The following is a 22,338-nucleotide window of genomic DNA, read 5'->3' as shown; positions in this document are numbered from 1 at the left end:
TCAAATCGCCTCTAGTTCGCTCAAAAAGTCACGAAGATCATCAAAATCTTCCACGCTGCCGGCGCGGAAAGTGGCTGCGGCCTGCACGTAGGCGCGCAGTGATTCGGTCTGGAACAGTTCCATCAGCGGGACGTCCAGGCCCAGCTCGGCCTGCACCCGCGAGGTGATCTGGATGGCCAGCAGGGAATGCCCGCCCACTTCGAAGAAGTTGTCGTTCAGGCCCACTTGCGCCAGGTGCAGCACGTCGGCCCAGATCGCGGCGATCTGCTGCTCCAGTTCGGTGTGCGGAGCCACGTACTGTTGCTGCATCTGGCTGGCGTCCGGCAACGGCAGGCCCTTGCGGTCGAGCTTGCCGTTGGGGGTCAGCGGCATCTGTGCGAGGAACACGAAGTGCGCGGGCACCATGTAGTCCGGCAGGCCGCTTTTCAGGGCGCGACGCAAGCTGTCGCGGAATTCGGCCTGGTCGGCCAGGGTGGCATCGGCCGGCACCACATAGGCCACCAACTGCTTGCCGGTCGGACCGTCCTGGGCCACCACCACGGTTTCGCCGACGCTGTCCTGTTCACGCAGGCGCGCTTCGATTTCACCCAGTTCGATACGGAAGCCACGGATCTTGACCTGATGGTCGACACGCCCCAGGTAATCCACCACGCCGTCCGGGCGCCCACGGGTCAGGTCGCCGCTGCGATACACGCGGCTGCCAGGCTTGCCGAACGGGTCCGGCACAAAACGTTCGGCGGTCAACGCCGGGCGCTCCAGATAGCCCCGGGCCACGCCCTCGCCGCCCAGGTACAACTCGCCGGCCACGCCGATGGGTTGCAGGTTGAGCTGCGCGTCCAGCACGTAGCCGCTGCGGTTGCCGAGCAAAGTGCCGATGGGCGCGTAGACGGCGCCGCATGGGTCGCCCTTGCGCGCCTTCCACAGCAGCGGCGTGACCACGGTTTCCGTCGGGCCGTAGCCGTTGAACAGATAGGTCGGTTTCAGCGCGCGCCAGGCCAGGTCGTAGCTGGCCTGGGCCACCGCATCACCGCCGAAGCAGTACACGCGCACCGCTGGAGGGTTGCCGTCGCGCTCGGCGTGTTCGGCCAGTTGCTGCAGGTACACCGGTGGGAACACCGCCATGGTCACGTTGTGCCGGTGCATCTGCTCATAGGTGTATTCCGGCAGCCACAGGCTGTCATCACGGATCAGCACGCTGGCGCCATTGATCAACGGGTGCATCCAGCCTTCATGGGCGCCGTCGAAGGCGAATGACATAAAGTGCAGTTCGCAATCGGCCGGGCGGGTTTCATAGCGCTCGCCGGTGGCGATAATGTGCGCCACCAGTGGCCCGTGGGACACCGCCACGCCCTTGGGCATGCCGGTGGAACCGGAGGTGTAGATCACGTAGGCGAGGTTGTCGCCGTCCAGCGCCACGTTCGGCGCGCGGTCACTGCAGTGCGCCCATTGCTCGCTGCAGTCAATTGCCAGGGTCTCCAGCCCATCGGGAACCGGCAGTTGCGCCAGGGCGCGGGTATGGCTGAGCAGCAGTTGCGCCCGGCTGTCCTGCATCATGTACAGCAGGCGATCACGCGGGTATTCGATATCCAGCGGCACGTACACGCCACCGGCCTTGAGCACCGCGAGGAACGCCACCATGATCTCGGCACTGCGCGGCATGGCAATCGCCACGCGCACTTCCGGGCCGACGCCACGGGCGATCAGCGCATGAGCCAGGCGGTTGGCCTGGGTGTCGAGTTCTGCGTAACTGAGGGTGTGCGCATCGAGCTTCACCGCGACAGCATGCGGGGTCTCCCGGGCACGGTCGGCGACCAGGTCATGCACCAGCCGCTGGGACGGGTAGCCGGCATCGGTGCGGTTCCACAGTTGCAGGATGTGCTGCTGCTCGTGCTGATCCAGCACGCGCAACTGGCCGATGGCTTGAGTCTGATCGGCCACCATCGCCTGCAACAGGTTCTGCCAATGCCCGGCCATGCGCGCGATGGTGGCGGGTGCAAACAGGTCGGTGGCATAGCTCAGGGAGGCATGCAGCGCCGTCGGGCTTTCTTCCACGTCCAGCGCCAGGTCGAACTGGGCCACGCCGTCATCCCAGCCCAGGACCTCGATGTGCAGGTCGGTCAGCTGCTGCAACTGACGCTCGGCGGACGTTACACGGTGGTTGAACAGCACCTGGAACAACGGGCTCAGGCTGAGGCTGCGCTCCGGATGCAGCGCTTGCACCAGTTGCTCGAACGGCAGGTCCTGATGGGCCTGGGCGTCCAGGGAGCGCTGGCGCACCTGGCGCAGCAGCTGCTCGACGCTCATCTGCCCGTGAAGGTCGGCCTTGAGCACTTGGGTGTTGACGAAGAAGCCAATCAGACCCTCGGTCTCCAGGCGGTTGCGGTTGGCAACCGGCACGCCGACGCGCACGTCTTCCTGGCCGCTGTAGCGATGCAACAGCGCCTGGTAGGACGCCAACAACACCATCGGCAAGGTGACGCCCGCGTTGCGGGCCAGGGTGCGCAGGCCTTCCAGCAGTCCTGGCGCCAGGTCGATGCCCAGGCGCGCACCGCGATGGCTTGGCAGCGCCGGGCGCGGGAAGTCGAACGGCAGCTCCAGTACCGGTTGCTCGCCGCCCAACTGCTCACGCCAATAGGCCAGTTGACGCGTTTGCTCGCCGGCCTCCATCCAGGTGCGTTGCCATACGGCATAGTCGGCGTACTGGATCGGCAACGCCGGCAGATCCGCGGTCTGACCCTGGCTGAACGCGGCGTACAGCTGCACCAGCTCTTCGACCATCAGTTGCATCGACCAGCCATCGGAGACGATGTGGTGCTGCACCAGCACCAGCACGTGGTCGTCCTCGGCCAGGCGCAACAACGTGACCCGCAACAGCGGCCCGCGCAGTAAATCGAAGGGCCGTGCGACCTCGGCGGCGACGGTGGCCTTGAGGTCGGCATACTCGCAGGCGCTCCGGTCGATAGCGATCCGGCCGACCGCTTCGATGACCTGCACCGCACCCGTGGCCTCCTGGCGCAGGTGAGTGCGCAGGCTTTCATGGCGGGCCAGCAAGGTGTCGAAACTGCGTTGCAACGCGGCTTCGTTCAATGGGCCATGCAAACGCAAGGCACTGGGGATGTGATACGCCGCGCTCTGCGGGTCCAGTTGCCAGAGGAACCATTGACGCTCCTGGGCATAGGACAACGGCAAGGGTTGCGTGCGGTCGGCCTTGAGCAGCGCCGGTGCGGTGCTGCCCTCCTCGCCCAGAGCGCGCACGAAATCGCCGAGCAAGGGCTGCTCGAACAGGGTCTTGAGCGCAACTTCCAGCGCCAGCGCCTGACGCACCCGCGACACCACCCGCGTGGCCAGCAGGGAATGCCCGCCCAGTTCGAAGAAGTGATCGTCGAGGCCGACCTGCGGCACCTCCAGCACCTCGGCCCAGATGGCCGCGACCTGTTGTTCGCGCGCGGTGACGGGCGCCAGATGGCCCTTGCGCAACTGACCGGCATCGACCTTGGGCAAGGCCTTGCGGTCGAGCTTGCCGTTGGGGGTCAGCGGCAGGCGCTCGAGGATAAGAAGGTGCGCCGGCACCATGTAGTCCGGCAGCCGCTCGCGCAGCGCGGTTTTGCAGGCCTGTGAATCCACCGCCGTGGTGGTCACCAGGTAGGCGATCAAGCGGTCGTTGTCCGCCAGCACCACGGCTTCACGCACGCCTGGGTACTCACGCAGGCAGGCTTCGATTTCACCCAGCTCGATACGGAAGCCGCGCACCTTGACCTGATGGTCGACACGGCCGATGTACTCGACCACGCCGTCCTCACGGTAACGCGCCAGGTCGCCGGTGCGGTACAGGCGTGCGCCTGGCGGGCCGAACGGGTCCGGCACAAAACGCTCGGCAGTGAGTGCCGGCCGTGCGTGATAACCCCGCGCCAGGCCGACCCCGCCGATCAGCAGCTCGCCGGCCGCGCCCTGCGGGCAGGGGGTAAGCCCGGCATTGAGGATAAACAGCGAGGTATTGGCGATAGGCCGCCCGACAAACGGCTGCGCCTCGTGCAAGCGATGGGCCGCCGACCAGATGGTGGTTTCCGTCGGCCCGTAGAGGTTCCACACCGGGCCTTGCAGATCGAGCAGGCGCTGGGCCAGGTCAGCCGGCAGCGCTTCGCCGCCGCACAGGCACTGGATGCCGCGCAGCAGGTGCGCACGCGGGCTGTCGAGCAGCATGCGCCAGGTCGACGGCGTGGCCTGCAGCACGTTGGCTGCCTGGTTGTGAGCCAGGTCGAGGATGGCTTCCGGGTCAAGGGCCATGGCCTGCTCGCTCAGCAGCACCGTCGCGCCGACACTCAGCGGCACGAAGAGCTCCAGGGCGAAGATGTCGAATGAGAACGTGGTCAACGACAACAGGCGCGCATCGCCGCCAATGGACAAGGTATCGGCCATGCCGCAGGTAAAGCTGCACAACGCCCGGTGCCGCACCATCACGCCTTTGGGCGTGCCGGTGGAGCCGGAGGTGTAGATGACGTAGGCCAGGTGCTCCGGCGTAACCTCCACCTGAGGGTTGTGCGCGTCACCGTCGCAGTCGTCGGTCAGCAGCACCTGCAGGTCCTGGGGCTGTACGAGACGACCGCGCAAATGCGCCTGGGTCAGCAGCACCCGGGCATTGCTGTCTTCGAGCATGAACGCCAGGCGCTCTGCCGGGAACTGCGGGTCGAGCGGCACGTAGGCGCCACCGGCCTTGAGGGTTGCCAGCAGGCCGACCACCATGTCCAGGGAGCGCTCCACATGCACCGCCACCAGCACGTCGGGGCCGACGCCCGCCGCGATCAACCGGTGCGCCAGGCGATTGGCCCGGCGGTTGAGTTCGGCGTAGCTCAGGCTGTCGCCATTGAAGCGCAGTGCGATGGCATCCGGCCGGGCGAGCGCTTGCGCCTCGAACACCTGGTGCACGCATTGCTCGTGCGGGTAGTCGGCGGGCGTGTGATTCCAGTCTTCAATCATTTGCTGCCACTGCGGCGCACTGAGCATCGCCAGTTCGTTGAGCGCCTGTGATTCATCGCGTACCACGGCGCGCAGCAGGTTATGCCAGTGCCCGGCCAGGCGTTCCAGGGTCGCCGGCTCGAACAGGTCGGTGGCGTACGTCAGCGACGCCCACAGGCCATCGGCGGATTCTTCGGTTTCCAGGTTCAGGTCGAACTGGGTGGTGTGAACGGCCCAGTCCAGCGGCTGCAATGCCAGGCCCGGCACGTGCACGGCGCCGGCGCGCAAGCTGTCCTGGTGGTTGAACATGACCTGGAACAGCGGGTTATGGCTCAGGCTGCGCTCGGGCTGCAAGGCTTCCACCAGCTGCTCGAATGGCAGGTCCTGATGCGCCTGGGCCTCAAGGGCGCGCTGTTTGACCTGGGCCAGCAACTGCGCGAAAGGCATTTGCCCCTGCAGCTCGGCCTGCATGACCTGGGTATTGACGAAGAAACCCACCAGCCGTTCGGTTTCCAGGCGCGTGCGGTTGGCGATCGGCACGCCGACACGGATCTCGGACTGTCCGCTGTAGCGATGCAGCACGGCCTGGAACGAGGCCAGCAACAGCATGAACAAGGTCACGTCCTGACGCTGGGCCAACGCCTTGAGTTCGGCCACCAGCGTGCTGTCCAGATGGATCTTCTGGCGCGCGCCGCGATGGCTTTGCACCGCCGGGCGCGGATGGTCCAGAGGCAGCTCCAGCACCGGGTGTTCACTGCCCAGGCGCGTGCACCAGTAATCGAGCTGGCGCTGTTTTTCCCCGGCCGCCATCCAGTCACGCTGCCATTGGGCATAGTCGGCGTACTGGACCGGCAACGCCGGCAATGGGCTGTCGCCCTGGTAGAGCGCCACCAGCTCATCGACCATCACCTGCATCGACCAACCGTCGGAGATGATGTGATGCTGAGTGATCACCAGCACATGGTGCTGCGCCGCGACTTCCAGCAATTTGACGCGCATCAGCGGGCCACTGCGCAGATCGAACGGGCGCTGAATTTCCTCGGCCACCGCCTGTTCGATCGCCGCCACCTCGACGCGCTGGCGCTCGATGGCCACTGTCAGGGCGGGATGGATGAGTTGCAGGGTCTGCTCGCCCTGCTCGACAAAGGTGGTGCGCAGCGGCTCATGGCGCTGTACCAGCGCCTGGAACGCCTGCTCCAGTGCGGCGATGTCCAGCTGACCGCGCAGGTGCAGGGCGGTGGGAACGTGATAGGCCGCGCTGGCGGGGTCCAGTTGCCAGAGGAACCATTGGCGTTCCTGGGCGAAGGACAACGCCAGCGGATGGTCGCGCTCCAGCGCCACCAACGGCTGCGCCGCGCTCACCTGCAACGCCGCGCAGGCGTCGGCAAACGCGTGCAGGGTCGGCTGTTCGAACAGCGCACGCAATGGCACTTCCAGGTTGAGCGCATGCCGTACCCGGGAGATGACCTGGGTGGCCAGCAACGAGTGGCCGCCGCGCTCGAAGAAGTGATCCTCCAGGCCGACCTGCTCAACTTGCAACACCGCCTGCCAGATCGCCGCCAGTTGGATCTGCAGTGGGCTGTGGGGCGCCACGTAGGCCTGGGTGTGCTGGTTCAGATCCGGCGCCGGCAATGCGCGGCGATCAAGCTTGCCGTTGTTGTTCAACGGCAAGGCATCGAGCACCACCCACTGCCCGGGCACCATGTAGTCCGGCAGCGACTGACGCAAACGGGCCGCCAGTGCCTGTGTGTCCAAGGCGATGCCCGCAGCGGGCACCACGTACGCCACCAACTGCGTACCGGTGGCGCTCGGCAGCGCCAATACTGCCGCCTCACGCACCTGCGGCAAGGCTTGCAGGCCGGCTTCGATTTCGCCCATTTCGATACGCAAGCCGCGAATCTTTACCTGATGGTCGATACGCCCGACGTACTCCAGCGCACCCGCTTCGTTGTAACGGGCCAGGTCGCCACTGCGATACAGTCGGGCGCCGGGGACTGCGGAAAACGGGTCAGGCAGGAAGCGCTCGGCGGTCAGCGCCGGGCGGTCGAAGTAGCGCTGGGCCAGACCGGCTTCGGCGCCGATGCACAACTCGCCTACGCCATCGGTCGCCAGCAATTGGAAACCGCTGTCGAGCACGTAGAGCGAGCGCCCTTCAATCGCGCGCCCGATCGGCACACCGAACGCGTCGCTGGCATCATCCAGTTGGCACGCGTGCACGCTGGACACCACCGTCGCCTCGGTCGGCCCATACGTGTTGACCAGCCGCACACCGCCCAACCCGGCAGCATGCCAGGCGCGCAGGCCTTCCACGGACATCGCCTCACCGCCCACATGCACCTGGCGCAGTCGGCCCAGGGAGCGTTGGTGCATGGCGCATTCCTTGGCCAGCAGGTACCAGTATGCGGCAGGCAAGTCGGCCAGGGTCACGCCCTGTTCAACGATCTCGCGCGCCAGTTGCCCGGCGTCCCACAGGTCATCGCCACGCATGATCAGCGCCGCGCCCACGCACAGCGGCGGGTAGCACTGCTCGACAAAGCCGTCGAAGCTGAAGGTTGCGAACTGCAGCACGCGGTCCTGTGCGCTCAACTGGCTGTACACCACGGCGCTGTCGCAGAACTGGCCGAGGGCGGCATGGTCGATGGCCACGCCTTTGGGCTGGCCGGTGGAGCCGGAGGTGTAGATCACATACGCCAGGTCCGCCGCCGCCGCGTGATTGGGTGGATTGGTTGCCGGGCAGTCGGCCAGTTCATCGCCCGTGGCGCTGAAGTCGACACGGGTCAGCCCGACCGGCAACGGCACATCGGTCAGCAAGCCGGTTTCGCTGAGCAGCAAGTCCAGGCGACTGTCCGCGAGCATGTAGGCCAGGCGCTCGGCCGGGTATTTAGGGTCCAGCGGTACATACGCCGCGCCGCTCTTGAGTACCGCCAGCAGGCTGACGATCAGTTGCGGACCGCGCCGCGACGCCAGGCCCACGCGCTGGCCGGGGCCCACGCCCAGTGCCAGCAGGCGATGGGCCAGGCGGTTGGCCCGGGCGTTGAGTTGGGCGTAGCTCAAGCGTTCGCTGCCGGCCTGCACCGCCAGTGCGTCCGGCGTGGCCTGGGCCTGGGCCGCGATGCGCTCATGGGCGTGTTGATGACCTCGGGCGGTGGCCGGCAACTGGCTGAGGGCAAGCACGTCGCGCTGCGCGGTGGCGTCGAGCAGGCGCAGATTGCCCAGGGGGACGTGAGCGTCGGCCAACAGTTGCGCCAGCAGATGGTGCAGGTTGTCCCCCAGCCGCGTGACCTGAGACGCGCTGAACTGCGCGCGGTCGTAGCTGAATTCCAGGCGCAGGCCAGTGCCCAGTTCGATGCCAAGGGTCAATGGGTAATGGGTGCGCTCATGGTTATGCAGCGGCCCGAAGGTCAGGCCGGCCGGCGCGCCTTGTTTCAGGGCTTCGGCCACCGGGAAGTTTTCAAACACCAGCAGCGTGTCGAACAGCGCGGCGCCTTGCTGGCCGGCCCAGCCCTGGATGTCGTAGAGCGGCACATGCTCGTGATCACGCAGGCTGAGGTTCTGCGCCTGCAACTGGCTGAGCCAACTGGCGGCGGATTGCGCCGGCGAGGCGGCGCTGATGATCGGCAAGGTATTGATGAACAGGCCCAACTGCTGCTCGATCCCCGGCAACGGCGCGGAACGCCCGGCCACGGTGGCGCCGAAAGCCACGCAAGCCTGCCCGGTGTAGCGTTGCAGCAGCAGGCTCCAGGCGCCCTGCAACAGGGTGTTGAGGGTCACTTTATGCTGGCGGGCGAACTCACCGAGGCGCTGGGTGAAGTCACTGCCCAACACGACGTGATGCTCTGCAGTCCCCGCACCGTCAACCGGCGCGCGCAGCGCCTGGGCCAACCGGGTCGGCGCCGGCAATGGCGCCAGCTCGGCTTTCCAGAATGCTTCGCCGTTGCCTTGCTGTTGCAGCCAGCCCAGATAGTCGCGAAATTGCCCGAGCGGTGCGGGCACGGCCTGGCCTGCATAATGAGCAAGCACTTCGCCGAGCAACTGGGCGTTGCTCCAGCCATCCATCAGGATGTGATGGCTGGTGAAAATCAGCTGCCAGGTCGTGCCCGCACCACGCACCAGCACCAGGCGAAACAGCGGCGCGGCATTGAGTTCGAAGCCGCGTTCACGCTCGGCGTTGGCCAGCGCATCGAAATCAGCGCGGGGGTCTTCAATCACTTGCAGTTGCAGGTCGACCTGGCGGCGAATCACTTGATGCGCGCTGTCCAGGCCCAGCCAATGGAAGCTGCTGCGCAGGATGTCGTGACGGTCCAGCGCGGCCTGCCAGGCGCGCCCGAACGCAAGCAGGTCGAGGCCGTCGATGTCCAGGCGCAGCTGGTTGATATAGGCCTGGGCCTCGGGTTCCAACAGCGTGTGGAACAGCATGCCCTGCTGCATCGGCGACAAGGGGTAAAGGTCTGCGATGGCCGGCCCGGCCACCGGCAATGCATCCAGTTGCGCCTGGGTGACGCGTGCCAGGGGGAAATCCGATGGCGTGACCTGCCCGGCCGGCGTGGCACAGCAATGTTCGATCAGGGTCTTGAGTTCAGCGGCGTATTCGTCCGCCAGGCGCTGGATGGTCGAGGGTTCGAACATCTCGCGACTGAAGCCCCACTGCAAGGCCAACTCACCGCCATACACCTGCCCTTCCACCGTCAGCCAGTTGGCCAGCGGCGCCTCGGGGTCCTGAGCCTGGCCACTGCCCTCGGCGGCCGGTACGAACAGCGCCGACTCATCGAACTGGCGGTCGAACTGGCCCAGGTAGTTGAAGGTGATGCGTGGCGCGGCCAGCCCGGCCAGGGATTCGCGCGCTTGCGGCGCGCCGAGGTAGCGCAGCAGGCCATAGCCCAGGCCCTTGTCGGGGACGGCGCGCAGTTGCTCCTTGACCGCCTTGATTGCACCGGACAGCTCGCCATCGGCTTGCAGGCGCAATGGAAACAGGCTGGTGAACCAGCCGACGGTGCGGGTCAGGTCGATGCCATCGAACAGGTCTTCGCGACCATGCCCTTCCAGCTGGATCAGCGCGGCGGGTTGACCGCTCCAACGGCTGACTACCCGTGCCAGGGCGGTGAGCAACAGGTCATTGACATGGGTGCGATAGGCCGCCGGCGCCTCTTGCAGCAATTGGCGCGTGTGCTCGGCATCGAGGCGCGTTTCAAGCTTGGCGCCCAGGCGATTTTGCAGGCCGCCCTCGGGGTGATCGCAGGGCAACTCGGCATCGATGGATTGCGCCTGCCAGTACGGCAGTTGGTGATCGAGGGCCTGCGCGTGGTCTTGCAGGCGCTGCGCCCAGTGCTGGTAGGCGCTGGTCTTTGCCGGCAATGTCTGTTCGCGATAAGCCTGTTGCAGGTCTTCCAGCAGGATGCGCCAGGACACGCCGTCCACCACCAAATGGTGCACCACCAACAGCAAGCGCTGGGTACCGTCGGCCATGTCGACCAGGGCGGCGCGCAGCAGCGGGCCGTGCTCCAGGTCCAGGCTGCGCTGGGCCTCATCGCACAGCGCGGCGAATTCGGCGTCGCTGCCGGCACGGGCCTGCCACAACACCGATGCGCCGACCTGCGCGGCGTGATGCTGTTGCCAACCCTCGCCCTGCGCCACGAAGCGCAGACGCAGGGCGTCGTGATGCCGGATCAATTGCATCACCGCCGCATCGAGTCGAGAGAACTCCAGGGTTTCACGCGGCGTCAGCAGCAATGACTGGTTCCAGTGCTGACGCGCCGGAATAGCCTGGGCGAAAAAGCCCTGCTGCACCGGCGTCAGGATGACCTCACCGCTGACCGGGCCTTGATCGATCGCATTGAGCTCATCGAAGCTCGCCACCAGCGCCAGGCTGCGCACGCTCTGGTATTGGAACAGGTCGCGCGGGCTGAGGCGGATACCGGCCTGACGGGCACGGCTGACCACCTGGATGGAAATGATCGAATCGCCGCCCAGCTCGAAAAAGTTATCGTCCAGGCCTACGGCCTCGATGCCTAACACACTGCTCCAGATCGCGGCCAAGGCTTGTTGCAGGGGGTTTTCAGGCGCGGCGAAAGCCTGCTGCGGCGCAGTGTCCGGCAGTGGCAGCGCCTTGCGATCAAGCTTGCCGTTGGCGGTCACCGGCAGCCTGGCCAGGGTGATGAAATGGGTCGGCACCATGTATTCCGGCAGGCTGTTGAGCAGCCAGGCCCTGAGGTCACCGACGGCCTCGCTTTCAAGGACCAGATAGGCCACCAGCTGCTTGCCGCCGTGTACCAGGACCACTGCCTCGCGCACCTGCGGGTGCTGCATCAGGCGCGTTTCGATCTCGCCCAGTTCGATGCGCAAGCCGCGCAGCTTGACCTGGTGGTCGAGGCGGCCGAGGTATTCGATCACCCCATCGGCGCGCTGACGCACACGGTCGCCGGTACGGTACAGGCGCTCAGCGGCCACGAAGGGGCTCGGCACAAAGCGCTCGGCGGTCAGCGCCGGGCGGCGATGGTAGCTGCGCGCCAGACCGGTGCCGCCCAGGTACAGCTCACCCGCAACACCGGCCGGTACCGGGTTGAGCTGGGCATCGAGCACGTAGGTGCCGAGGTTGGCGATCGGCCGGCCAATCGGCACGCTGTCAGCGCCTTCGTCGATGCAGGTCCAGTGGGTCACGTCGATCGCGGCTTCGGTCGGGCCGTAGAGGTTGTACAAGGCCGCATTCGCCAGCCTTGCGAACACCTGGCGCTGCGCGTCCAACGGCAAGGCTTCGCCGCTGCAGACAATGCGTTTGAGGCTGGCGCAGGCGCCTGCGCCTGGCTCATGGATGAACGCCTGCAACATGGACGGCACGAAATGCAGGGTGGTGATGGCGTGCCGCTCGATGGTCTCGATCAGGCGGGCCGGTTCACGGTGCTCTCCCGGTGCGGCGACCACCAGGCGCGCGCCGGTCATCAGCGGCCAGAAAAACTCCCACACCGAAACATCGAAGCTGAACGGCGTTTTCTGCAGTACCGCGTCGCTGGCATCGAGTGCGTAGGCCTGCTGCATCCAGCACAGGCGGTTGACCAGCGCACGATGGCTGTTACCGGCACCCTTGGGCTTGCCGGTGGAGCCGGAGGTGTAGATCACGTAGGCCAGGTTCAACCCATGGAGGGTGACGTTCGGGGACGCGCTGCTGTAGGCGTCGAGCCAGTCGGCGGGCTGGTCCAGGGCTATCACCTGGATGCCTGCGGTCGGCAGTCGCGCCAACAGGTTTTGCTGGCTGAGCAGCAGCGTGATGCCGCTGTCGTCGATCATGTAGGCCAGGCGTTCCTCGGGGTATTCCGGGTCCAGCGGGACGTAGGCGCCGCCTGCCTTGAGGATGGCCAACAGGCCCACGACCATGTCGATGGAACGCTCGACACAGATCCCCACCAGCACGTCCGGGCCGACGCCTCGCTCGCGCAGTGCATGGGCCAATTGATTGGCACGCGCGTCAAGCTGGGCATAGGTCAGGGTGACCTCACCGAATACCAGCGCCGGCGCATCCGGCGTGCGTTGGGCCTGGTCTTCAATCAGGTGATGGATCGCGCGTTCGGTCGGGTACGGCGCGGCGGTGTGGTTCCAGGCCTTGACCAATACCTGCTGCTCGTCAGCGCCCAGCATCGGCAACTCGCCGATGCGCTGTTCACCGTCCGCCACCATCGCCTGCAACAGGCTGATCCAATGGCGGGCCATGCGCTGGATGGAAGGCGCATCGAACAGGTCGTTGGCGTATGTCAGCGCGGCATGCAGGGTGCCTGATTTTTCATAGGTGTCGAGGGTAAGGTCGAACTGGGTGGTGCGGCCTTGCCACTCCACCAGCGCCAGTTCCAGGCCGGAGGCGGTACTGACGCAGGCGATATCCGCCACCACCGGCTGATGGTTGTACATCACCTGGAACAGCGGCGTATGGCTCAGGCTACGCTCGACTTTCAAGGCTTCAACCAGGCGCTCGAAAGGCAATTCCTGATGCGCCTGGGCACCCAGGGCGTGTTCCTTGATGGCTTGCAGCAGTTCGGCGACGCGGGTCTGGCCGGTCAGTTCGGTGCGCAGCACCTGGGTATTGACGAAGAAACCGATCAACCCTTCGACTTCAGTGCGATTGCGGTTGGCGATGGGCACGCCGACGCGTATATCGCCCTGCCCCGTGTAGCGATGCAGCAGCACATTGAACGCGCCGAGCAGCAGCATGAACAAGGTGACGTTGTGCTTTTGCGCGCAGGTGCGCAGTTGCGTGGCCAGCGCCGGATCGATCTCAAAGGTGTGGCGCGTGCCCTGGTAGCTGGGCATGGCCGGGCGTGGACGGTCGGTCGGCAGCTCCAGCACCGGGTGTTCATCGCCCAGGCGCGCCTGCCAGTATTGCAGCTGGCGCGCCTGCTCGCCGGCTTCCAGCCAGCGACGCTGCCAGAGGGCGTAGTCGCTGTACTGGATCGCCAGCGCCGGCAATTGCGGCGCCTCGTTGCGCTCATGGGCATCGTAAAAACGAATGAATTCGTCGATCAGCACATTCATCGACCAACCGTCGGAGACGATGTGGTGCAAGGTCAGCAGCAACACGTGCTCGTGTGCATCCAGCTTGAGCAGTTGCACGCGCAGCAGCGGGCCGTGTTCCAGGTCGAACGGCAACAGCGACTGACGCGTTGCCGCCGCGTTGACGGCCTGCTCACGGTCAGCGGGGGCCAGGTTACTGAGGTCCAGGTGCTCGACTACCCCTGACGGTTCGATTGGAACCTGGGCCAGACGCTCATCCGCCTGGCGCTGAAATACCGTGCGCAAGGTTTCGTGGCGCGCCACCAGGCTGGCGAACGCCTGGTCCAGGGCATCCAGGCTGAGCACACCCTTCAAGCGTACGGCGCCGGGCAGGTTATAGGCGCCGCTGGCCGGGTCCAACTGCCACAGAAACCACATGCGCTGCTGCGCGTAGGACAGCGCCTGGCGGTCCTCTGCCTCCACCCCTGCCGGAATCGGAAACCGGGAAAAATCCACGCCTTCTTTCTGCAGGGCCTGCAGGAACACTTGGCGTTTTTCCAGGGGCAACCCGATAAACCGGCGAGCAAGTTTCAAGGAGTCTTCAGCATTCATTTGTTGGAGTCCGGAGCAATAGGCAGGAAGCACAAAGGCACGTCGTCCCTATAAAACGAACCGGAGAGGGAAAAATTAGCGAGCAATGGGGGCTGCAAGCGAGGTGTTATCAAGGGTTACATCAATTCCGGGAAAGACACGCCGAGTCGAGCTAGCATTGACGCACACCACTTTTTGCAACTACATTTAGTTACACGCAGGAAACGCCGTGTCCAAAAATGAAAAGCTGCTCGCCAAACTGCTCGATGAGCACGTGGCATTCACCTGGTCTGAACGCGTAACGCTGTTACGCCGACTGGGCTACACACAGATTGAAGGGGCTGGAAGCCGGGTCAAATTCGATATCGGCGACCCCAGTGCACTGATTACCCTGCACAAGCCTCACCCCGGCAACGAACTGAAACACTACATTCGGCGCCAAATCATCGAACAATTGAAATCAGGAGAACTGATTCAGTGAACAACCAGCTGAAACACAAAGGCTACATCGGCTCCATCGAAGCCAGCCTCGAAGACAACTGTCTGTTCGGCAAAATCCTGTTCATCAAGGCGTTGGTGAGCTACGAAGGCAAAACCGTCGCCGAGCTGGACGCGGCCTTCAGAGAGGCGGTGGACGATTACCTCGCCACCTGCCAGGCCCTCGGGCAAACGCCGGAAAAGCCTTGCAAGGGCTCGTTCAATGTACGCGTGGGCCATGACCTGCATTTGGCGGCAGCGCTGGCGGCGACCCGCAAGAAAGTGACGTTGAACGATCTGACACGCCAGGCGCTGAATGAGTTTTTACAACATCATTGCCCGGCGATTGGCTGACTGCCCAACCGCCGATACCCCAGCACGGCCGAACCCAACACCACCAACCCCGCCGCCAGCGCCACCCAGAATCCGCTGGCGGCGCCGGAGTGGTCAATCATCCAGCCCGAGCTGGCGGCGCCAATGGCCACGCCGATGCTCAGGCCGGTGATCAGCCAGGTCATGCCTTCAGTGAGGCGGCTCGGTGGGACCACTTGCTCCACCAGCGCCATGGACACGATCAGGGTCGGGGCGAAAAACAGGCCGGAGATAAAGATCGCCACGGCCAGGCCCGGAATATCGGTTACCCACAGTAACGGCAACGTCGTCAACGCCGTGGCCACGCCGCAGAACAGAAACTGCCGAGGCAACGAGGCCTTGAGCTTGAGCGTGCCGAAAGCCAGGCCGGCCAGGCAGGAGCCGATGGCGTAGACCGACAGCACGATACTCGCCGCGGCGGGTTGACCCTGATGCTGAGCAAAGGCGACGCTGACCACATCCACCACCCCGACGATTACACCCATGGCCAGCAACAGGGTCATCAGGATCAGCACCGAAGGCGAAGCGATCAGCCAGCGTCCATGGTGGTCGTGGCGTGGGTGCACCGGCGGTTCGGTCTCGCGTTGCAGCACGAAAGTGGTCACGCCCACCGCCAGCAACAGCGCCGCCACCAAAGGCCCGGCCTCGGCAAACAGCACCACGCTCAGACCGACCGAAATGGGCGGGCCGATGATGAAGCACACCTCATCGAGCACCGACTCCAGGGCGAACGCGGTTTGCAGCCTGGGCTGGCCGCGGTACAACTCGGTCCAGCGCGCTCGCACCATGGCCGACATGTTGGGCATGCAACCGGCCAGCGCGGCGAACAGGAACAACGTCCAGTTCGGCGCCTGCAGACGCGTGCACAGCAGCACCATCAACAACGCGCCCCCACCGATCAGCGCGGCGATGGGCAGCACCCTGCCCTGGCCGTATCGATCCACCAGACGCGACACCTGCGGCGCACAAAATGCCGTGGCCAACGCGAACACCGCCGCCACCGAGCCCGCCAGGCCATAACCGCCATGCACCTGCGAGAGCATGGTGATCAGGCCGATACCGGTCATGGAGATCGGCATGCGTGCCAGCATGCCTGCCAGGACAAAAGCGCGAGCGCCGGGAACCTGGAACAACGCGGCGTAGGGATTTGCCATTGATAAAGCGCCTTCTGTCCTTAGGTGGGGCAACCTTGTATCACACCAGCCGCTTGATCTGCTTATGCCGCCATACCAGGCGGTAATAGGCTGTCTGCAACACCAGCATCGCCAGATAAGTCACCGGAAATGCCATCCACACCCCTTCCAGGCCAAAGTGCGCATTGAACAGGTACGCCACCGGCAGTTCCACGCACAGCACACAGAAAATCGAGATGGCGACCGGCATCAGCACCACGCCGCTGGCGCGCATGATCCCGCCGATCACGGCCTGGAAGCCGAACACCAGGATGCTCCACAGCATGATATGCAACAGGTGCTCGGCGTTGACGCGCGCAGCGGCGTCGGTGATGAACAGACCCAGCAGCCAATGCGACAACCCATAGCCGAGCACGATCAGGCCACCGGTGAGGCCGGTATTGATCAACAGCCCGGTGCGCAGGATCGGCCCGATGCGCTCCAGGCGCCCGGCGCCAATGGCCTGCGCGCCCAGGATCGAGGCGGTGATGGCAATCGACAGCGCCGGAAACTGCACGTAATTGACGATCTGCGTCACCGCGCCGTACGCCGCCGTTGCCTGGGAACCGTGGCCGTTGACCAGCGCCAGGATGACCAACTCGGACAACGACAGCACCACCATCTGCAAGCCGGTAGGCAAACCGATGCGCAGGACCTTGCCGAGGATCACCCGGTCCAGGCGCAGGGCTGCGAGCATCTCGCGATCCGGCGCCATCACGTGCTGCTTGTGGCGCAGGCGCAGAATCAGGAACAGCATCGCCAGGGCATTCCCCGCCAGCCCGGCGTACGCCGCACTCTGGATACCCATGGGCGGCAGGCCGATCCAGCCGCGGATCAGCGCCGGCGTCAGCAACAAGCCCACCAGGGTCGATACCATCAGCGCCAACAACGGCGAAACCGTGTCGCTGACGCCGCGCAGCAGCTGGGTATAGAGGATAAATACCAGCAGCAGCGGCATGATCAGCATCATCACCTGGGCGTAGCCCACCGCATCGTCCAGCACGTCGACGGGGGTTCCCAGGGCCTGCAGCGCGGGGCGCGCAAACAGCCCACCCAGTACGGCCGCGAGCAGGCCTATCAGAGCGCCAAGGGTCAGCGTGGCGCCGGTGATCACCTTGACCAAGCCCGTCTCCCCGGCGCCCCAGGCCTGGCCGATCAGCACCGAGGCGCCGGCACCCAGGCCAATTACCAGGGCGATGAAGAAAAACACGATGGGGAACATGCCCGACACCGCCGCCAGCGCGTGGGTACCGAGCATCTGCCCGACATAGATGCCGTTGAGCGTACCGGAGAAGCTTTGCAGAAAATTGGAGAGCACCATCGGTGCCAGAAAGAACAGGTAAACCTGCCACAACGGTCGTTGCTGGGTGACTTCCATGATGGTTTGGGCCCCTGGGTGGCAGTGGAGTGGTCAATCGCTTGAGGCTGTTGGCGCTGAACCGCCAATGGTACGCCGAGATCGATGGACCACTCCAGAGGGCAGGTAGTTGCGTGCAACGAGGCAGGTGCCAGGGGCGGCTGCTATCCGCCTGCCGGAAAGCAGCCTTTGATAGCCGCAAATATTACCCGCCGGCGGATACGGAGAAGTTACCCGCATACGCGCTGGCGTAGGGTTTGCCTGGCGCACGGGAGGATTGCTGGTCGATCATGTGGTCGATGTTGACCATATCAAAGCGTTGGTCTTCAGCACCCGGCTTGCCCTCCTCCCGAACGCCGATATCCAGCTCACGCAACAAGCCAGGACGATTGAGCAATTCCAGGGCCACTTCGCGCGCTTGCGGACTGAAGGTTCGTGTGGACGGGGTAAGACCCGCCGCCTCTTTCAGCTCATTGACATTGACGTACTTGTCATCCGCACCGGCGGTAAACTGTCTGAAATTATTTTTGACGGCATGCAGCAGCCCTTCGTCGCTCATCGTCCTGAATGTATTCGATGCATCCCCCAGGTCCTGCCGGGAGATACTGCCGTCAAGCACGCCACTGCGGCCTTGGTCCAGTGTCTTGAACAGTTGCCCTCGCTCCATCAATTCCTGCGCGACAGCAGTATCGGCCGCACTGATAGGTCGTCCATCCAGGGTATGTCCCGACGCAGCGGCGCTCAGCGATTCGTCCGTGATGCTGCCTCGCGAAGGTTCTTGCAGGGCACTGAAATGGGAAAGCACCTTGGCCGAGAACGCCTCGTCACTGTCATTGGCATAGGGTCGACCTGCGGCCATCATCGGGCTCCATGGCTGGTTACCTTGCACGCCCATATAGGACGGGGGCTGCGTCGCCTGCCAGCCTTGCATGCCTTGCGGCCCACCACTAAATGCAGGTTGCGCGTTGAACTGAGGAAAGCATTGCTGATTTATTCTCTGCTGTTGCATCGCGCCGTTATTCCCTCCGGCGAACCGATTGCCTGACAGTGCGGAATAGCCGCCTGCCTCCTGCTGAGACAACTGACCGATAGCCAGTTGCATATCCTCGCGGTTAATCAGGCCATCCTCCTGAGCGCCGTTTTGAATACCGTCAAACAGGCTTGCGAGACCGGGCCGACCCAATATATCCCTGGCCAGCAACGTCATCTGGTCATCATGACCGCCCATCCCCAATGGGCGATTGGCCACATCAGCCAGCGACTCCCGAGACGCGAACGAACTGCCAGGCGATCTGAAATATTCGAAGTTTTGCAGCAGCATGTCTGCAACGGCCGAGTGGGAATAATTGCTGGTCATTACGCCAGGCATATTCGTCGTCGCATTACCCGCTGGCGAAAATTCGTGGTTCTGCACGGGCGGAGGCGAATAGAACGGTTGGTTTAAGTAAGGATTCATCATGGCAACACCTCATGTCTTGGACGTAACAACGGCCTGGCCAAACACACAAGCGCTCGGTTCAGCTGCCTGTTGGTGGCAACTGAAACAGTGCAGTTCCAAACCAACATAGGGTTTTCGCATCAGGATTGGGCTACCCACCAAACGCCTGCAAGGCTGGCGAAGTGCAAGGTCAAACAGAGCGGTCTGCGCGCCGATCGCCGCCGCCGTGGAGCTGAACACGTAGCTTGAACAGCGAGTGGCGCATCTCGCGGTGGCGTTCGCTATTGAGCAGCAGCAATCCGCACAGCGGACATACGACACCCAACGAATAGGCCAGGGTGTGGGGATGGTACTGAAGCGTCGGTACCACCAGCATCAGACACATCGCAAAATAGCCTGCCAGGACAACACCCGCCCAATGCCGACCGCACACCATCATGACATTGGAAAACACGGCAACAGTCGCCAATGCGACAAGACTCCACCCGGACATCTGCGCTTTGAGCGACGGGTCGAACCGGCGCAGATAGGTCGCATCATCCAATACCGTCACCAGGATGCCTGACAAAATCGCCATGGCCGTCGTGCCGAGAAGCACTGGCAGGTTGCGGCGCAACACCCTGGCAATTGAATCACTCGCTCTCAATACGCTGGAAGCCATTCCCATGATCCTGAACTCATTGATAGCCCAGAGCGTAAAGAATCCTCATCCTTCAATAATGTAGGAAAAATTCCATTTCACGGCGAGACACTTCCTGATATGGCTTGCAGCCCGCGCCTACTGCGGGGCAATCGGCAACGCACGTTTATGCGCTGTCTTGCCATACGCCGCCTCGACAATCGCCCTCACCCGCTCGCTCACCGGTTCGCCCATCAAGTACGCGTCGATCTCGGCGTACGAGCAACCGTAGGCGTCCTCATCGAGTTTTCCCGGTACCAGTTCTTCAAGATCGGCAGTCGGCGGCTTTTGCGCCAGTTTTGCCGGGGCACCGAGTGCGGTTGCAAGCAGGCGCACCTGGGATTTGGTCAGGCCAGACAACGGCGCAAGGTCGCAGGCGCCATCGCCGAATTTAGTGAAGAACCCCATCAGCGCTTCAGCCGCCTGGTCGGTGCCGACCACCAGGCCATTGTGCAGGTTGGCGAGCGCATATTGCGCGATCATGCGCGCGCGGGCCTTGACATTGCCCTTGATGAAATCGCGTTGTGCGGCACTGGCTTGCGCAGCGGCCAGGCTGGTCATCAGGCCGTCGACACTGGCGGCAATGTCCAGGGTATCGACATGGTCCGGCAGGATAAAATCCAGGGAGGCCTGGGCATCGTGTTCGTCGCCCTGGGTTTTGTAGGGCAGACGCATGGCGATAAAGCGCGCGGCGTAGTCTTCGTCGCGCAGTTGCTGCACCGCCAACTGGCACAGGCGGCCTGCGAGCAACGAGTCGACGCCGCCGCTGATGCCCAGCACCAGCGCCTTGCAGCCAGAAGCGCGCAACGTGGTCTTGATGAAATCGATGCGCCGTTGAATTTCCTGGGATTCGCCGCCTGCGACCAGCGAGCGATCGACGTTCAGCGCACGGGCGATGCGTTCTTGAGTGTGCATGTCATACCTCCACGCTACCAATGTTGAATACCTGTGCCGCGTACTGCAAAAACGACGGGTCTTCGCAGACGTTCTTCACCGGGTCATCGGAGAATTTCACCACCGGCTCGCCGTGTACCCGCACCAGCTTCATCACGATGCTCAGTGGCTCCACACCGTCCACATCGCAGGCAAGGCTGGTGCCCATGCCGAAGCCGAACCGGGCCTTGCCGCGGATGTGCCGCAGGATCGGCAGGCATTTTTCGAAATTCAGACCGTCCGAGAACATAAGGTCTTTGGTCATGGGGTCGATACCGAGTTCCTTATATCTGGCCAGTACCTTGTCGGCCCACACGATGGGGTCGCCGGAGTCCTGGCGCAGGCCGTCGTAGAGCTTGGCGAAGTACAGGTCGAAATCCTTGAGGAAGAAATCGGTACTGATGCAATCGGTCAGGGCCATCCCGAGACGGCCGCGGTACTCGCGCACCCAGTTTTCCAGTGCGGCGTTCTGGCTTTCGCGCAGGCGCCCCAGTTGCTGGTGCACCATCAGCCATTGGTGGGCCATGGTGCCGATCAGCGGCAAATCGAATTCATAGGCCAGGTGCGCGTTGCTGGTACCAAGAAACTGCCCTGGGAAGTCGCGGCGCATGATGTCCACCACTTCGCGCTGGGCCTTGAATGACAGACGCCGGCGTGTGGAAAAGTCGGAGACGCGCAGGTCGGCCAGCTCGTCGCGGCTGAGGTTTTTCTCCAGCCAGTCGAACTTCTGGTAGAGCTTGCGGGTGACGTCCTCAAGGATCACGTCGGGGTACTTGTCGCGGTTGCGCAATTCACTGACCAGCGCCAGTACCGGTTGCTCGAACATGATGCAGTGCAGCATCGGGCCGATCACCCGGATGTTCAATTGCCCGTCCACTTCACTGACGTGGATATAACGCAGGTCGAAGCGAAACAGCCCGAGGAAGCGCTCGTAATCCGGCGTGAGGTATTCGCGAAAGCGCGGGTTGAACAGGAAGCGCAGCTCGCCTTCACGCATCTGCAGGCCGGCAAGCTTTTCCAGTTCGGTTCGCAACTGTGGGATCAGATGGCCGAGCTTTTCCCTGGAGCGAACGATGAAGTTGTATTCCACATCCACATTGGGGTGCTGGTGCAGCACCGCCTGCATCATGGTGAAGGTGTAGTAATCGGTGTCGAGCAAGCCCTGGATGACCGGGGACTCGGTGTCATAGGCGCTTTCCATGGTGGATCTCCTTAACGCGTGGCCATCGCGGCCAGTTCTTCGCGGGTGCGGCTGATGGCGGCACCGGCCTTGAGTAACTCGTTGACGGCCTGCACGCTGCCTTCTTCAGTGATTCCTCGGCATGCCGGCAGGTGCAGCACCACCTGCAGGCCGGCCTTGAGCAATTGCAAGGCGGTGGTCTTGACGCAGTAGTCCAGGGCCAGGCCACCGACGAGCACGCGGACGATGCCCCGGGCCTTGAGGTATTCAATGACGCCGGTGGACAGCTTGTCGTGCAGGTCGTGGTAGCAGGCGCCGTAGGGGTGCAGGTCGGGTTCGACGCCCTTCCAGACGAAGTAGTCGTAGTCATAGGGGCTGGGCAATTCAGCCAGCAAGGTGAAGCCCTCGGTACCCGGCACGCAGTGGCTGACCCAGGTGACATCGGCGTGAGCCAGGCCGGTAGGTTGCAGCATCTGGCTGTGCTGCTCGACCACCCAGGGCGCCTGCGGGCTGTGGGCGTCCTTGCTGCCGATACGGCGCCCGGCGAGGCTGGCCATGTAGTTGAGTTCGGCACCGATCAGGTCTCCTCCGGCTACGGGCAGTTCGTCGGGGCACAGCGGCGTGAAACTCTTCTGGGCATCCACATCGAATGAGGCAATGGCAGTTTTGGCGAGGGTCATGATGATTCTCCGGTGGCCTGGAAACAAAAGTACA

The 22,338-nt window shown here is 63.9% G+C and carries 10 protein-coding genes; 2 read left to right on the top strand and 8 right to left on the bottom strand.

The window, feature by feature from the left end:
* On the bottom strand, positions 1–14,037 hold the full coding sequence (locus BOP93_RS10755; RefSeq protein WP_104502583.1) for a non-ribosomal peptide synthase/polyketide synthase: 14,037 nt from the start codon (positions 14,035–14,037) through the stop codon (positions 1–3).
* 208 nt (positions 14,038–14,245) lie between these two features.
* Here BOP93_RS10755 and BOP93_RS10750 point away from each other — a divergent pair, with 208 nt between their 5' ends.
* Positions 14,246–14,497: a type II toxin-antitoxin system HicA family toxin gene (locus BOP93_RS10750; RefSeq protein ID WP_104502582.1), complete on the top strand. Its 252-nt coding sequence runs from the start codon at positions 14,246–14,248 to the stop codon at positions 14,495–14,497.
* Positions 14,494–14,847 carry a type II toxin-antitoxin system HicB family antitoxin gene (locus BOP93_RS10745; RefSeq protein ID WP_065894293.1) on the top strand — a complete coding sequence of 118 codons (354 nt, stop codon included), beginning with the start codon at positions 14,494–14,496 and terminating at the stop codon, positions 14,845–14,847. Before BOP93_RS10750 ends, BOP93_RS10745 begins: the two co-directional genes overlap by 4 nt.
* On the opposite strand, the gene BOP93_RS10740 is transcribed toward BOP93_RS10745, so the two are convergent.
* The 7 genes from BOP93_RS10740 to BOP93_RS10710 form a co-directional block, all read right to left on the bottom strand.
* Positions 14,826–16,019: an MFS transporter gene (locus tag BOP93_RS10740; RefSeq protein WP_104502581.1), complete on the bottom strand. Its 1,194-nt coding sequence runs from the start codon at positions 16,017–16,019 to the stop codon at positions 14,826–14,828. The two genes, BOP93_RS10745 and BOP93_RS10740, sit on opposite strands and share 22 nt — an antisense overlap.
* Before the next feature lie 40 nt (positions 16,020–16,059).
* Positions 16,060–17,415 (bottom strand): MATE family efflux transporter, encoded by a 1,356-nt coding sequence (locus BOP93_RS10735; protein ID WP_104502580.1) that lies wholly within the window; start codon positions 17,413–17,415, stop codon positions 16,060–16,062.
* A gap of 184 nt (positions 17,416–17,599) precedes the next feature.
* On the bottom strand, positions 17,600–18,853 hold the full coding sequence (locus tag BOP93_RS27675) for a hypothetical protein (protein WP_205885798.1): 1,254 nt from the start codon (positions 18,851–18,853) through the stop codon (positions 17,600–17,602).
* Between the two features lie 169 nt (positions 18,854–19,022).
* Complete coding sequence (locus BOP93_RS10725) at positions 19,023–19,493, bottom strand: hypothetical protein (protein WP_104502579.1); 471 nt, start codon at positions 19,491–19,493, stop codon at positions 19,023–19,025.
* A 117-nt stretch (positions 19,494–19,610) separates the two neighbouring features.
* The gene (nadE, locus tag BOP93_RS10720) at positions 19,611–20,426 is read right to left on the bottom strand and encodes an ammonia-dependent NAD(+) synthetase (RefSeq protein ID WP_104502578.1); all 816 of its coding nucleotides are present in this window, start codon (positions 20,424–20,426) and stop codon (positions 19,611–19,613) included.
* Position 20,427: 1 nt separating this feature from the next.
* Positions 20,428–21,645 carry a nicotinate phosphoribosyltransferase gene (gene pncB / locus BOP93_RS10715; RefSeq protein ID WP_104502577.1) on the bottom strand — a complete coding sequence of 406 codons (1,218 nt, stop codon included), beginning with the start codon at positions 21,643–21,645 and terminating at the stop codon, positions 20,428–20,430.
* Positions 21,646–21,656: 11 nt separating this feature from the next.
* A complete protein-coding gene (locus BOP93_RS10710; RefSeq protein ID WP_104502576.1) occupies positions 21,657–22,304 on the bottom strand; it encodes a nicotinamidase in 648 nt (215 codons plus the stop codon).
* Positions 22,305–22,338: the final 34 nt, after the last annotated feature.

The sequence above is a fragment of the Pseudomonas orientalis genome (assembly GCF_002934065.1).
In the GTDB taxonomy this organism is placed as follows: Bacteria; Pseudomonadota; Gammaproteobacteria; order Pseudomonadales; family Pseudomonadaceae; genus Aquipseudomonas; species Aquipseudomonas orientalis_A.
The sequence above is the reverse complement of the archived record's forward strand: the minus strand, read 5'-3'. Positions and strand labels throughout refer to the sequence as shown.